Origin of the sequence: Microcoleus sp. w1-18aA5, from assembly GCF_036701705.1 — a bacterium.
Classification (GTDB): domain Bacteria; phylum Cyanobacteriota; class Cyanobacteriia; order Cyanobacteriales; family Microcoleaceae; genus Microcoleus.
Map to the genome: position 1 here is coordinate 1 of NZ_JAUPTE010000071.1, position 13,981 is coordinate 13,981.

Consider the following 13,981-nt stretch of genomic DNA (forward strand, 5'->3'; position numbering starts at 1 on the left):
TAAAACCGGAGTCAAAATCCTCCAAAGGTTTACCCTACATACTCCGACGCCTTTTGTCAATGGGGGAACTTCAGCTTTATCATCGTTCACATTGAGAATACCGAGTTATTTGAAGAGGACTCGCTGAACTAACCGATCGGCGATCGCTTCAGGAGGCAGAACTTCAACCGCTGCATTTAGCTGAACTGCCGCTTTGGGCATTCCATATACAACACAACTTTTCTCATCCTGAGCGATTGTGTGCCATCCCCGCGATCGCAAAAGGCTCATTCCCTCAGCACCGTCTTGTCCCATCCCAGTCAGTAACACGGCGGTTGCCTTGTGGTTCCAGTATTGGGCAAGACTCTTAAAAAACACATTTACTGATGGGCGATAGGGATAGTCAATCGGTTCTTTTGTGTAATGCAGAGTGAAATCCGAACGAAGACTGAGGTGATCGTTTGTACCTGCAACTAAGACAATACCTTTCTCCAGCCGATCGCCAATTTTAGCTACTTTCACTGTCAAGGGTGTTTGTTGATTCAGCCAATCCACCAGCCCCGCCGAAAACTGCAGATCGACATGTTGAATAATCGCAATAGCCGCACCGAAGTTTGCTGGTAGGCGGGAGAGAATAGTGGCTAGAGCTTTGGGGCCACCTGTTGAGGAGCCGATCGCCACTAGGGGAGGGAGCAGGCTCGAAGGTGTGGAGAATGAAGTAAATTTTGAAGTTTGGGTTTTTGGAGTTGAGGATTGAGATGATTTGCCAATTAGCTTACTCAGAGTCGCAATTTTTGTCAGTAACGGTTGGGCAGACTCTGGACTTCCTTGGATTCCTAAGACAGGAGTGTTCACTGCATCACGGGCACCATGCCCCATTGCCTCAAACACCTTCCCCGCATTTTTTTCAACGCTTTCGGTCACAATCAGAATAACACAGGGAAACTGTTTCATGATCTGGCTGGTGGCTTCCACACCGTCCATGATTGGCATGAATAGATCCATCAAAATTAAGTCGGGGGTGTCTTTGGCGCAGTGGGCAACCGCATCTGCCCCATCCCGTGCAATCCATGCCACTTCATAACCTGGAACGATTAGCAGCACTCGCTTGAGGGCTTCCACTGCCATAGCCGTATCATTGACAATCCCAATTCTCATTCTCAGTACAGGCATTATTTGAGCGTGGATGTATCCACTGTAAATCTTTCCGTAGGGAAATCATAATTTTTAACTTACCCTTCATTTTTAGCTAACTCTGGTGAAATGGCTATTGCCCAATCAGATCGACGATCGCGTTAACTAATGTGTCGTCATGGAAGCTGCTTTTGGTGATGTAATAGTCTGCCCCAGCTTCCATACCCTGAATACGATCGTCTTCGGCATCGCGGTAGGACACGATAATGACCGGAAGCAAATTGAATGTGGGATGATCTTTGATTTGTTTGACAAGTTCAATGCCATTCATGCGAGGCATATCGATGTCGCTCAATATAAGGTCGTAATGATTGCTCCGAATGGCAGTCCAAGCATCCATTCCGTTTACGGCAACATCCACATCGTACCCTCGATTTTGCAGCAACTTTCGAGTCATTTCGCGCACAGTAATGGAATCATCCACAACTAAAATGTGTTGGCGAGCGTTGCCTTTTGCTTTTTTTGCTTTATTGACATCAACAGGTCTCATTTGACCACTGTTGAGGAGGTGGTCAATGGATTGCACCAAATCAGAAACATCCATAATTAAAACAGGCAAACCATTATCCATTAGAGCAGAGGCACTAATATCCCGAACTTTACCCAAACGCGGATCAAGTGGACGCACCACTAAATCCCGTTCACCTAAAAACTTGTCTATAACCAAGCCATAAGCGTTCGATTGATCACTGATCACAACTACACAGATCGCATCATCAGAGGACAAAGCCTCCGGTAAATCTAGAACGTGGCTCGCTGCAATCAACCCGATATTTTGACCATCTTTAGTGAAATATTGGCGACCTTCCACAACATAAATGTCCGATTTGTCGAGTTTGACAATCTGACCCACTCGTGCCAGGGGAAAGGCATAAGGTTCACCAGAAATCTCGACAATTAGCGTCCTGACAACCGAGAGCGTGAGGGGAAGTTGAAAGTGAAAATTAGTACCCTTTCGGAATTGAGATGTGGCGCGAATCGTTCCACCAACCTCTTGCACCATACTTTTGACAATATCTAATCCCACACCACGTCCTGAAATTTCAGTCACTTGTTCGGCTGTAGAAAATCCAGGTAGAAACAGAAACTCGATGATTTCAGCTTCGCTAAGTTGAGCAGCCGTTTTGGGTGAACCTAAATTCCGATCGATAATCTTTTGGCGCATCCGATCGATATCAATTCCTCTTCCGTCATCGGAAATAGTAATTGCCAGCATACCGCCACGATGAAATGATTCTAGACGAACTGTTCCCTCCATCGGTTTGCCTGCGGCCTCTCGCTCTTGGGGGGATTCAATTCCGTGATCGATCGCATTGCGAATCATGTGAGTCAGGGGTGCTTCCAGTTTTTTGAGGATGTCACGATCGACCGGGGTTGACTGACCGACAATCTCTAGCTTGACCTGCTTATTCAATCCTCGTGCTAGGTCACGAACCATGCGAGGAAAGCTTTGTACTCCATCAACAAATGGACGCATATGGGAGGCAATTACTTCCCGGTAAAGGCGATCGCTTAAGTTGGTTGTGCGACGAGCATATAGTTCCAGTTCACCCAAGCGATCCGTGAGCATTTCCCGACATTCTTGTGCTTTACGCCGAGCTGTATCTAGAACTTCCTGGCTTTCTAAATTAATGGGAGTGTTTGCTAATGTGGTATGAACCGTTTCCAGAAGTCTGGCAAGCTCTAATTGACGGGACTTGAGAGTCGTGAAAGAATCGGCAAAGGGTTGCAGCCAATTTGCCTCAACCAGCGATTCACCCGCCAACCCCATAATCCGATTCAAATTTTCTGCCGTGACTCGCACCACCCTATCTGTTGGGATTGCACTCGTCTGGGCCGTGGCAATTTCCTGACGACCGCTTTGGCTCAGCGCTGAGCTTTGATCAACTGGAACCAGGGACGTTGAGCGACGCTCGCTAAAATCAGGAGGTAGCAGAGCCGCGATCGCGTCATAACAGCTCTCAAACTCTCCTGTTGTTTGGGCCAACCATTCAAGTAGATCGACTTCCATTACCTGACTAAGCGCTTGAAGCAAATCAACGCCTTGCAATAACACATCAATTTGGCCGGAACCTAACGTGATGATCTGGCTCTGGGCTGCCACAAAGCAATCTTCCATCCAGTGTGCCAGAGTAGTGACAGCATCGATAGAAACAATTCGAGCGGCACCTTTAATCGAGTGAGCTGCCCGCATAAGCGCTTCCAGCGCATCCTCAGATTGAGGGTTGGCTTCCAATATCAGTAGTTCCTGAGTCAGGATCGCAATCTGCGTCTCAGCTTCTTGTCTAAATAGCTCCAGCATAGAATCATCGCTCATTGTCAAAAAACCTTGTGACTTAGGGTGTAAAAGAATAGTTCAGAGTCCAAAAAGTTGATCTTCTTGCCTTGCCAAGTAACGACCCCTTTGGTGTAAGCTTCCGATGCTTTGGAAATGACAACAGGAGCATCTTTGAACTCATTAAGATGAAAGCGGTAAGTTCCATGAACCTCATCCACTGGAAACACCCACTTGTTTTCATTCTTTCCAGCCACAATCATCCGTTGCGGATTAATCGTATTCGAGAAATCTGCTGATTCGGCGACAGGCTCTAGACCGAGTAAGTCTCTGAGCGAAATACAGAGAAGTGTTTCACCGCGAATGTTGACCAACCCCAAAAATACAGAGTTAGTGCGGTGAGGGACGGCATGAATGATGTAAGGGGGAGTTACTTCTTGCAAGATGTTGACTGGCAATGCTAACCGTTCACTACCGAGACGGAAAATGATTACAGAAAGGGTATCTGTGGCGCGAACTAGCATCCCTTCTCCTACTCCCACTTGCTGTGTGGAAGCTTCTGACAAGATGTCTGTCCATTCTTGGAGATATTCTGGTGGAGCATTGCGCTCTAGCAAGCTGCGTCCAGCCGCCGAGTAAACCTTGCAGTTGCGGCAGTGAATAACCGTCTTCAGTTCGCCACAGGTGCGATCGCCCATCACCCCAATCTGATTCCAGCAATCGTTCAGTGTTAGATGGTCAAATTCAGAATCGTCTGGTATGGGTATCGTATTCAAATAATTTTCCATTGTTCAATTTCTCAATTTTCAATTTCTATGCCATCACTTTGAATCGCGCAATCTCTGTCTTTAAGCTATGGGCCGCTTCGTCAAGTTCTTCTAAGGCGTGATTGGTTTCTCGCAACGAGCCTGCTGTTTGCTGAGATGCTTGGCTGAGATACTCCATCGCTTCGCTAATTTGTTGCGCTCCCTGAGATTGTTCATCGACGCTCTGACTCACCTGCTCAAAGCGTGGGGTCAATCCCTGCATCTGCTGAATGACTTCAGTAACTTGATCGCTAATTTTGTCTACATCTTCGACGCTATGAGCGACAGACTTCGTAAACTTACCCATCTCTATTACCCCGATAGAAACTGCCGATTGCATCTCCTTAATCATCTGCTCAATTTCTAGCGTGGCAACAGCGGTTTGATCTGCCAATCGGCGAATCTCTCGTGCTACGACCGCAAAGCCTGCCCCATATTCTCCGGCTCTCTCGGCTTCCAGTGCTGCATTGAGCGAAAGTAAGTTGGTTTGATCTGCCACAACCGTGATTGTTGTCACGACTCGGCTGATATTGTTTGCTCGTTGGTTCATAACTTCCAGTTTGGAAGACACAACGTGAGTCGCTTCTAACAACTGACGCATCACAGAATCGATGTGGTTTAAATCATTTATGCTATTGTCTGCTGCTACTGTCGTCTGTTCAGCCATTGCAGAAATCTGCTCCATTGTTTCTACCAATTGCCTGGATGTCGCGGCAATTTCATGAGCCGTTGCACTCACTTCATTCGTTGAAGCAACCTGTTCTGTAACCGTTGCTTCCAGGTTTCTTCCAGACGCCGTAATTTGGTCGGCAGAACGGGTGATTTGATTACCTGATTGTTGAATGCGGTTGACTAGCGCATTCAGGTCTTTATTCATGGTGTAAAAGGCATTCTGCAATTGACCAACTTCATCTTCCTGGTCAGCGAGGGAAATTTCGCTGGTTAAGTCTCCTGCGGAAATCTTTTGGGCAATGTCAACTACCCCTGCAATTTTGGCTCCCAAAGGTTTGGCGATCGTGTTACTAAAGAAAATTCCAAATAACAACGCAGTTCCCGGACCAATCAGGATTGCCACAAATGCCCAAAATCCGACTTGAGAAACATCTTTCGCTGATACACGTTCTGTTTCCGCTGTCAAATCCTCATTCATTTTCAACACCTTCAAAAGTGTATTGGTGGCGTCTGTGAAGGGTTGACGGTTTACCTGAACTTGCTTCTCAAGCTCTTTGTAGCCAGCGATTGCCGAACCAGCGTTCCCCGCTGAATTTTCAAATAGATTGAAAACTCCCAGTCTCTCGAACTCAAGATTACGCCTCAAAAATTCCTCATGGGCTTTCTTCCACGCATTCCACGTATTTAAAAAGTCTTTATATGCCTTCTGTTCAGCGTTCGACTTAGGAGTCGCTTCGTACTGCTGAAACCCTTCCTGAATTTGCTTCCAGGCGTTATCCATGCGATCTATCTCTGCCTGCCGTGCATCTTTGTTTAGATTGATATTCAGCAAGCCCCGTTCTGATGATTCGATCTGGGTTTTTCCTTCGTTAATTTTCCACAAGCCGGAGATGGTGGGCAGACTATTGCTGGCTAGGTTATCGATGTGCTTACTCAAGCGAGAGCTGCCGCTCAGACCTACCAGTGCTACAATCAGCACCAAAATTCCCATGAACATGAACGCAAAGATGAGGCGTGCCTGCATGGAGAGATTTTTTAACATATCACGTTTCCCTTTCTAAGCTTCTGTTCTGAGACGGTGCTGCAAGCGCTGAATTCGCTGCTGAATGATTTTTGCCCCTACTGTATCGCCTTGATTTTCCTTCAATAAGGCGAGGTGAACTAACGCTTCATAAGAGGTTGGCTCCAAGTATATAGCACGTTGAAAACATCGCTCTGCTTGGGCATTCTGCTGGTGTGCCTGATACAGCTCACCCAAGAGAGTGTAGGCAGCCGCACTCGTTGGATGATGAACAAGATACGAGTTACAAAGCGTGATTGCTTCTGCCGATCGCCCGTCATCCGCTAACTTTTTCACTGTTTGTAAATCAAGAGACGAGGTTGGTTCAGGGCTTAAATCCTTTGAACTCGCAGATGGATCGGATTCTTTGATTTGCTGAGTGTCTGGGGCAGAGGAAATTTTCCCTCCTAAAGATTGTTTGGCAATGGTTTGAGGAGTTATTAGTTGAGATGGCACCTGTCTGAGTTGAGTAATATTGATGGGTGCCTGTTTTGGCAGCGATGGTTTCGACTTTCGATAAGCAAATGTGAAAGGCTGACGGACAGAGACGTACTGGTCGGCGACAATTTTTCCCGTGTCAGACGCTCCAACAAACAGTAACCCTCCTGGTATGAGTAGGCGATCGATCGCTGCTAATACCTGTGAGCACGTTTCTGATTGCAGGTATATCAACAAGTTGCGACAGAAGATGATGTCGTATTTTTTTTGAATCAGCGTAAGGGAGGTCATTACATTCCCCTGCTGGAAATTGACGAGTCCTCTAACGGGCTGGCATAGTTCGTAACCCTCCGCCGTTTGCTGAAAGTAACGCTCTCGCCCTGTCCAAACATCGCCGCGAAAGGAGTTTTTGGTGTAGACTGCGCGCTTTGCCTTTGCCAGGGATCGATGACTAATGTCAATCGCATCGATCGCGAACTGTTTCGGAAGCAGACCCGCTTCTAGTAGGGCGATCGCCAGTGAGTAAGGTTCTTCGCCAGTAGAGGATGGAACACTCAGTAGTTGGAGCGGATTGCCGTTTGGCGACCGCAGCCATTCCGAGGTGACGTAGGTTTTTAGGTAATCAAACGGTTTGCCATCCCGGAAAAACCAGGTCTCTGGCACAATGAGTAGTTCGATGAGCTCCTCTAATTCTGAAGCCGAGGTTTGTAACCGTGCCCAATAGCTCTTGAGGTCAGGCAATTTACAGCCGACTCGACGATTTTCCGCTGCTCTGGCAATTCGGTTGGAGCCAATTGTATCAGGGTCTAAGCCTATAGTTTTGCTCAGTAATGTCGCGATCGCAGATAGTACCATCTGTAAGCCTAAGCGGTTTTGAATCGAGAAATTTCTACTCGTAATCCATTGGCTGCTTCATCAAGCTGCACTACAGCACTGTTCGTCTCCCGTAAAGAGTCTACCGTCTGCTGAGATGCTTGACTCAGGTGCCCCATCGCTTCACTAATCTGTTGTGATCCCATCGATTGCTCCTCAATGCTCTGGCTCACTTGCTCAAAGCGTGGGGTCAATCCTTGCACCTGCTGAATTACCTGAGCAACCTGATCGCTAATCTTGCTGACATCGGCAACGCTATCGACAACAGATTTATTAAACTTATCCATTTCCATTACGCCAGTAGAAACTGCCGACTGCATCTCCTTGATCATCTGGGCAATTTCCAGAGTGGCGACGGCAGTTTGGTCAGCCAATCGGCGGATCTCCCGTGCTACAACCGCAAACCCCGCACCGTATTCTCCAGCTTTTTCTGCCTCGATCGCGGCATTTAAGGACAGCAGGTTGGTCTGATCGGCAACCTTGTTAATGGTCGTGACAACACTGTTAATGTTGTTTGCCTTTTCATTCATCACCCCAAGTTTAGTGGCAATGGAAGTAGTCGCATTTGAAAGTTGGCGCATTACCGTTTCCATCCGGTTTAAGTCATTTTGACTCGCACCAGCAGCAATTGCTGTAGACTGTGCCATCAGCGCCACCTGGTCCATCACCTTGACTAGCTCTCTAGAAGTGGCGGCAATCTCCTGCGAGGTTGCACTCACTTCATTAGTTGAGGCAAGCTGTTCTGCAACAGTGGCTTCTAACTCTTTACCTGCTGCGGCAATCTGAGTTGCCGAAGTGCTGATCTGCACTCCAGATTTTTGCATCTGGAGAATCAGCGAATTCAGCTTTTTGGACATATAGTGAAATGCTGTCATCAACTTGCCAACTTCGCTAGCATCATTGTTTAGCTCAATTGTTTGCTGTAAATTTCCATCAGCAATCTGCTCTGCTGCTTGCACTACCCTTGGAAGATCTCGTCGGATTGGTGCAGCAACCAACCATGCGCTTATCAGCGTGGCAACCATTGTCAATAACGTACCCAGCACGATCAGTAAACTCTGAAACTGCTTGGCTTTCTCGGCTTCCTGTAAATTGTCTGTCAGTCTGGCTTCAAGAAGTTTATTCACCCTACTCCGGCTTTCGTCAAGTCTGGCAACACGGGGAATTAAAATTTCTCGTTTCGCCTCATCCATTTTATTGGCATCGACTAGCGGATAAACACCCGCTGCAACGCGATCGTACTCATCACCAATCTGGACGAGTGCGTTGATTAATTCTCGCACCTGTGGTTCAACAATCTTTTCCAATTCCTGCTTGTGAACAAGCATGTCTTCTTGGGCTTTAGTATAAGTCCCGCGATAGTACTGGTCTTTAGGATAAAGAGCATATCCTCGGATACTGGCAATAATCCTAGTGATATCATAAGCATAGGCATCTACATTATTTATGTTTTCAGCGACTTGCTTTGAGTTCGTCTGCAATTTAACTAAGCTGTCAATGCCCGAAAAGAGCATGGAACCAAGCACAATCAGGAACAGTACGGGAACTGAGAAGCCCAATATGATGCGGCTAGTGATAGACTTCAACATGGTAAGTGGGGGGGGTGATAAATTAATACTGGTAGGGTAATAGAATTAAGAGCAGGTTCCATTCAAGGCTGAATCTTTCTGATTAAGTTTCTTCACCCATCAACAAGTAATTATGTCGCTCATCGCTGAAAAGTCGCTCAAGCTCGACACATTGAATAATCCGTTTTTCATCGACAATCGTGCCACTTAAGTAGGGTGCTTCCTCAACCCGAATGCTGGAATCCCTAATATCTCTGTTTGATATACTGAGTGTCTCCGTCACCCGTTCTGCCATCAACCCTAGATATTGTAGCGATTCATTCGGGCGCGGATATTTAACGATCATGATGCGGGTACTAAGGTGCGATCGACTCGGTGTACCTTGGATCAAATGGCACAAATCGATCACTGGCAAGACAACTCCCCGGTAGTTAAACAAACCCGCCACGTATTCTGGTACGTGCTGCACCTTTCTGAGACTGACTCGTGGAATCACCTCAACAATGTACGAACTGTCGATCGCGTAGAGGTCATTCCCAGCGTAGAAAAGTAGAATTAGCACTTATAACGATCAGTTTTTATTAGGGATAAATGAATATTTTTAGACTATAAGCTTGTTCAAGATTAGCACATAAGCGCCAAATGAGCAAGTAATAAATTATTTCGTAATCTTTGGTGCACTGGCGTTTTGATCTAACCTACGATCGCCGCATGAGAAATGACAATAATATTAACAACAACGAATGAGCCAGCCAGGATCGGAACAGCAAGGCGGCGCCTTAAATACCGTGACCAATCCGACTGCTCTGCTTCACTTAAAAATCGAGTGTAGACCAGCACAATTGCGGTTATGAAGATGTAAATGATTGCGATGATGTGGATGAAATCAATCAGGGTGACAGAATTACTACTACCCAAATCTGAGGTAGCTGCTTGCAGATTCACTATAACTGCAAACAAATTACCGACAAGGATGCCCATTATATCTTCATCCAGCAACAATGCCATTATTGAGAGGGCAACAGCAGCATAAACTCCCATCACAAGTTTAAAAAAGCTAACTTTACTCTCGCGGTTAATTGTAATTGAAATAATTAAGCGAGATCGGGAATTTAGTTCTCTTTTTATTCCCGGACTACCAAAGCTTGTTCTATAAGGGAAATTCTCTTGAGCAATCTTAAAATCTATAATTTTCCAATCTTCCAAGTCCATATCTTTCTGATAGCCTGTGCCAGCAAAATCTGGGGCGTGAACGAAGGTGGAAGCATCTAACTGTGTTTCCTCAAGAGTAATTTTCAAGACATGGCGATCGAATGGATAATTTTTTGTGTCCCAGTTGTAATAGAGAGTTGTGCTAATCTCCTCTTCAGACCAGAATACGTTTTTACTGGCCTTAAATGTATCCGACAAATTTTCGCTTCGGGAAAAACTGCTGTAATTCTTGTTAACTTCGTTGCTACTTACAACCTTGAGGCTTTCTAAAGGTTTTGGAGTCTCAAAAGGACAAACACTCCAGACCCAGAAGTTTGCAGAAAACGACTTCTCTGCTGGCTTAAAATCTCGCAATGATGTCAAGTAAACTCCAATTTGACAAGTTTTTGGAGATGTAACAGCATCTGCCTGAACTGGCAAAGTTTGAGACAGCCAGTAACTAAAAATGGCGATCAGCAAGCAACCAATTAGGGGTAGTCCCTTGACAACTCCTCTAACGGCAGGATGATTCTGTTTAGAAATATATCCCCTCACTCATCAACTCCCTTGCTAAGCAACCCCTGATTTTACCACCTAACGATGCTTGCAAAAAGTTGATTAATTGTTTTAAAATTTACGATCGCCACATAGGAGATGACGATCGCGTTCAGAACGATAAGCAAAATTGTAAATACCCGAAATAAAAGGCGACTGTCTAGCCACATTGCCTGCTTTGCTTGCCCTATTTCTGCTGTTAATGGGGAAAAGACGGTGGCAAGAGCGCCTGCAAAGATATAGACGATCGCGACAATGTGAATGTGATCAACCTAGCGTCAGGCTCTCCGTGCGCCCCAAAACCGACTCAGAACCCCGCATATTGACCAATGCCGAAAACAAACAACCCCGCAGTAAACTCGTCCGGGCGCTAACCAAACTGGGCTTTCCAATTTCCTAGAAGAAAGATAGGATCACCGAGCGCGAAAGCGACGTACACCGCCCGGTAGTCAGCTTAAAGAATCTCGCATATTTGACCCTCTGGATTGGGATCAAAACAGTCCGGCGAAAGTAGACCCTGGGCCTTGGCGGGCAAAAATGCGCTTATTCGCTGCTGCCAGTAACTCTTCTAGGGCTTGGCAAAGCGAATTACTTTGACAAAACTATATTTTGGTATCTGCCTTTAGATACATTTTTGATCTTTCTTTAGGTATACTTTGTTAAAAGGAGTTACGGTAGAGCCTGCGTCAGCTACGCTAGGGCAGAGCCTGGTAGCGGCTACTGTTTTTACTTTTAGTAGTGCTTTAAAAACATAAAAGCCAGTGCCAAGCATGAATCATTTAGAACTCGAACAAGAAATTGGGAAGATGGCTAGAGCGATGATGACTCGCAATAGCTTAATTGGTAAGGATTTGATTGCGGATCTCAGAGGGCGGCTGCCTGTTGACAGTTTAGCTGCTTTGATGATTGTCAGTATTGAGCGTTTGATTTGGTATGACTGTGAGTCCGTGATCTGGAGTTTGAGTTATTTGATTCCTGCTGACGTGATGGAAGAAATTCGCCGAATCACTGCCCTGGTTGTTTGCCAGCGGTTGATGGGCAAGGGTTTTGTGCTGGGGAAAGATTTTAGTATTGATGGAACAGGCCAGTTGATGTTGAGTGAGAATGCTAAAACAGCAGTTGTGGTTGCTTGAATTGGGCAAGCAGAAGTAGAAGCTATTAGCACTAGGAGATTTGCAGTTAGACTTGGGACGCCCTAGGAGTCTTTGTGTAACTGCAAACCTAATTCGGGATGCGGTGGCAAGAGTTGCGTGATTCACGCAGAGTTAAGATTCGCAGCAGCTCTAAAAAACTATGAGTGCGGTTAGCTAAAAGAGCTTTTTACTAGAGGAAAATAGTTAGTTTTGACCGCAAATTGTTGAGGTTGTTACGGGCAGTGTGTACGGGCGATCCCCCTGTATCAAATTTTTCAGATTTTTAGTGGAATTACAGTTTTATTCCAGGTATGGTTTCAGGTAGAATCATCCCTAAGATAGATACAAAATATTATGAACTTAATTCAAAACTTGGAAGCGGCTTGGTATTACCATCTGGGTTCGCGCCACCTCGAAGCTAACGATGATCATGGTGCTCTGGCGAACTTTAACAGAGCTTTGAAGTTGCAATCAGATCATTATAAGGCTTGGTTCGGCCGAGGTATGGCTTTGGGGAATTTAGAACGGCACTTAGAGGCGCTGAAGAGTTTTGATGAAGCCTTGGCGGTGCAGCCGAATGCGAGCTTTGGCTGGCACAACCGGGCTATTGCTTTAGGAAAGTTGGGCGAGTGGTTGGAGGCTCTCAATAGTTTTGACCGGGCTCTGGAGTTCAGTCCGTGCGCGGCGAGTATTTGGCACAACCGAGGACTGACGCTGATCGATATGGGGCTTTACGAGAAGGCGGTTCTGAGTTTTGATCGCTGTTTAAATTTGTACCCGGAGGCTGCCTGGGCGTGGTACAACCGAGGTAATGCCCTATTGGAACTCAAGCTTTACTATCAGGCACTCAACAGTTTTGATCGGGCGATCGAGTTTAAACCTGATGACGCGAAGGCTTGGTACAATCGCGGTATAGCTGCGAACTCTATGGGACTTTACAAACAAGCAGTGGCTAGTTTTAGCCGATCGATCGCTCTACAACCGGGCAGAGCCGACGCTGTGGGCGAACGGAGAGTAGCTTTGGAGAAATTAGTAGGTTTAAATCAGAGAAATGGCAAGTTTACTCCCACCTCGGAGCGTCCCTTTGAGGATTATTTGATCTGGTACAACCGGGGTGTGGAATTGGCACGAAAAGGCTGCTACTCTGAGGCGATTGCTTGCTACGAAACAGTTTTAGAAATAAATCCTGATTTTGCTAACGCTTTTTACAATAAAGCTTGCTGTTATGCTCTACTGGGATTTGCTGATTTAGCCCTTGACAATTTGCAGCGGGCTATGGAGTTGATTCCTAATTTATACCGAGAGCTAGCTTTAGCTGACTCGGATTTAAGCTGCATTTGGAAACAAGAACGTTTTGAAGCGCTGATCCAAGGTTGATTTTACGCAAAAAAAACAGCTCGCCCAATTGGGGAGCTGTTTTTTTGGCGGGCGCAAATTCGATCGCCCTCAAGAGTATGTCTGCAATCTTTGCTATTGCACAGAAACTCGGATTGAGGGCTTGACCGGCCTCTTGGCAACTACGATTACCCGGTAAGTGCCGGACTCGGGGAGTTGAGCAAAAGTTTGACCTTCGCCTTGATCCAGGAGTTGTCCCGACGGAGATTCGATCGCCAGATCTAGATTTTTGGTGCTAGCTGTGACCCTAATTGTCTGTCCCTGCTTGCCTTGAACCGTGATAGGCTGGATTTGGTAGCCGGACATTTTGAGTTTGACTGTGGCTTGTTTTTCCTTGAATGCTATGGGAATTGCGCGATCGGGCCTATAAGTCCACTTGGCGTTAAAGTCGCGTCCCAGGACGAAGCTGGTGGTTTCACCTTTGGGGGTAACTCGCACGCGGTAAATACCTGACTCTGGCAACTGGCCAATCCACTGATTGTCTGCTTTTTCAATAACCCCCATATTTTCACCATTGGGACTGTACAGTTCGGCTGTCAGTTGTCCCGCCCACAGGGAGAGAGTGAGTTCTCGCCCTTTGATGCCTTCAAAAATATAGGTGGTGGGTTGGTTGATGGTTTCTCGGATTTCCGAGGTTGACATTCGCTTGATTGGTTCGAGGTTGGGAACTGATTCAGAGGTAACGGGTTTGTTAAGGGTTTCTGTAATTTCCGAGGCAGCCATCAGCTCGCTCGGCGCAATTTTGGGGGCTACTGGGCTGGCAAATACTGATTTTGCCGTCATCATGAGTAGCATTCCAGTCAGTAAAATTAGTTTTTTCATGTCGCACTTCTGAGGGGGGG

Annotated in this window: 11 protein-coding genes; 2 read left to right on the forward strand and 9 right to left on the reverse strand. The window is 46.3% G+C overall.

Annotated features, from left to right (window positions below; all coding sequences use genetic code 11):
• Positions 1-105 precede the first annotated feature (105 nt).
• From Q5691_RS21510 to Q5691_RS21545, 8 genes are all read right to left on the reverse strand, one after another.
• Positions 106-1,152 carry a chemotaxis response regulator protein-glutamate methylesterase gene (locus Q5691_RS21510; RefSeq protein WP_333215281.1) on the reverse strand — a complete coding sequence of 349 codons (1,047 nt, stop codon included), beginning with the start codon at positions 1,150-1,152 and terminating at the stop codon, positions 106-108.
• 94 nt (positions 1,153-1,246) lie between these two features.
• Positions 1,247-3,490, reverse strand: coding sequence for a hybrid sensor histidine kinase/response regulator (locus Q5691_RS21515; RefSeq protein WP_333346886.1), 2,244 nt, complete (start codon positions 3,488-3,490; stop codon positions 1,247-1,249).
• A gap of 2 nt (positions 3,491-3,492) precedes the next feature.
• Complete coding sequence (locus tag Q5691_RS27780) at positions 3,493-3,891, reverse strand: chemotaxis protein CheW (protein WP_445304812.1); 399 nt, start codon at positions 3,889-3,891, stop codon at positions 3,493-3,495.
• Positions 3,892-4,261: 370 nt separating this feature from the next.
• Entirely contained in the window at positions 4,262-5,968 is a 1,707-nt protein-coding gene (locus tag Q5691_RS21525) for a methyl-accepting chemotaxis protein (RefSeq protein ID WP_333346892.1), read from the reverse strand.
• A gap of 15 nt (positions 5,969-5,983) precedes the next feature.
• The gene (locus Q5691_RS21530; RefSeq protein WP_333215273.1) at positions 5,984-7,279 is read right to left on the reverse strand and encodes a CheR family methyltransferase; all 1,296 of its coding nucleotides are present in this window, start codon (positions 7,277-7,279) and stop codon (positions 5,984-5,986) included.
• Positions 7,280-7,287: 8 nt separating this feature from the next.
• The gene (locus Q5691_RS21535; RefSeq protein WP_333312057.1) at positions 7,288-8,886 is read right to left on the reverse strand and encodes a methyl-accepting chemotaxis protein; all 1,599 of its coding nucleotides are present in this window, start codon (positions 8,884-8,886) and stop codon (positions 7,288-7,290) included.
• Between the two features lie 82 nt (positions 8,887-8,968).
• The gene (locus Q5691_RS21540; protein WP_333215269.1) at positions 8,969-9,427 is read right to left on the reverse strand and encodes a chemotaxis protein CheW; all 459 of its coding nucleotides are present in this window, start codon (positions 9,425-9,427) and stop codon (positions 8,969-8,971) included.
• A gap of 131 nt (positions 9,428-9,558) precedes the next feature.
• The gene (locus Q5691_RS21545; RefSeq protein WP_333312056.1) at positions 9,559-10,497 is read right to left on the reverse strand and encodes a hypothetical protein; all 939 of its coding nucleotides are present in this window, start codon (positions 10,495-10,497) and stop codon (positions 9,559-9,561) included.
• 884 nt (positions 10,498-11,381) lie between these two features.
• Between Q5691_RS21545 and Q5691_RS21550 the strand changes: the two genes are divergently transcribed.
• Both Q5691_RS21550 and Q5691_RS21555 read left to right on the forward strand, forming a co-directional pair.
• On the forward strand, positions 11,382-11,744 hold the full coding sequence (locus Q5691_RS21550; RefSeq protein ID WP_333215283.1) for a hypothetical protein: 363 nt from the start codon (positions 11,382-11,384) through the stop codon (positions 11,742-11,744).
• A 354-nt stretch (positions 11,745-12,098) separates the two neighbouring features.
• Positions 12,099-13,121, forward strand: coding sequence for a tetratricopeptide repeat protein (locus Q5691_RS21555; protein WP_333215265.1), 1,023 nt, complete (start codon positions 12,099-12,101; stop codon positions 13,119-13,121).
• 93 nt (positions 13,122-13,214) lie between these two features.
• Here the strand turns inward: Q5691_RS21555 and Q5691_RS21560 are convergent, their stop codons facing one another.
• Positions 13,215-13,961, reverse strand: a complete 747-nt coding sequence (locus Q5691_RS21560) for a hypothetical protein (RefSeq protein WP_333312055.1) — start codon at positions 13,959-13,961, stop codon at positions 13,215-13,217.
• Positions 13,962-13,981 lie beyond the last annotated feature (20 nt).

Excerpts from the sequence above, each read along its gene's own strand:
- Q5691_RS21510 (WP_333215281.1), bottom strand. The coding sequence starts at position 1,152 with ATGCCTGTACTGAGAATGAGAATTGGGATTGTCAATGATACGGCTATG.
- Q5691_RS21515 (WP_333346886.1), bottom strand. The coding sequence starts at position 3,490 with ATGAGCGATGATTCTATGCTGGAGCTATTTAGACAAGAAGCTGAGACG.
- Q5691_RS21525 (WP_333346892.1), bottom strand. The coding sequence starts at position 5,968 with ATGTTAAAAAATCTCTCCATGCAGGCACGCCTCATCTTTGCGTTCATG.
- Q5691_RS21530 (WP_333215273.1), bottom strand. The coding sequence starts at position 7,279 with ATGGTACTATCTGCGATCGCGACATTACTGAGCAAAACTATAGGCTTA.
- Q5691_RS21535 (WP_333312057.1), bottom strand. The coding sequence starts at position 8,886 with ATGTTGAAGTCTATCACTAGCCGCATCATATTGGGCTTCTCAGTTCCC.
- Q5691_RS21550 (WP_333215283.1), top strand. The coding sequence starts at position 11,382 with ATGAATCATTTAGAACTCGAACAAGAAATTGGGAAGATGGCTAGAGCG.
- Q5691_RS21555 (WP_333215265.1), top strand. The coding sequence starts at position 12,099 with ATGAACTTAATTCAAAACTTGGAAGCGGCTTGGTATTACCATCTGGGT.
- Q5691_RS21560 (WP_333312055.1), bottom strand. The coding sequence starts at position 13,961 with ATGAAAAAACTAATTTTACTGACTGGAATGCTACTCATGATGACGGCA.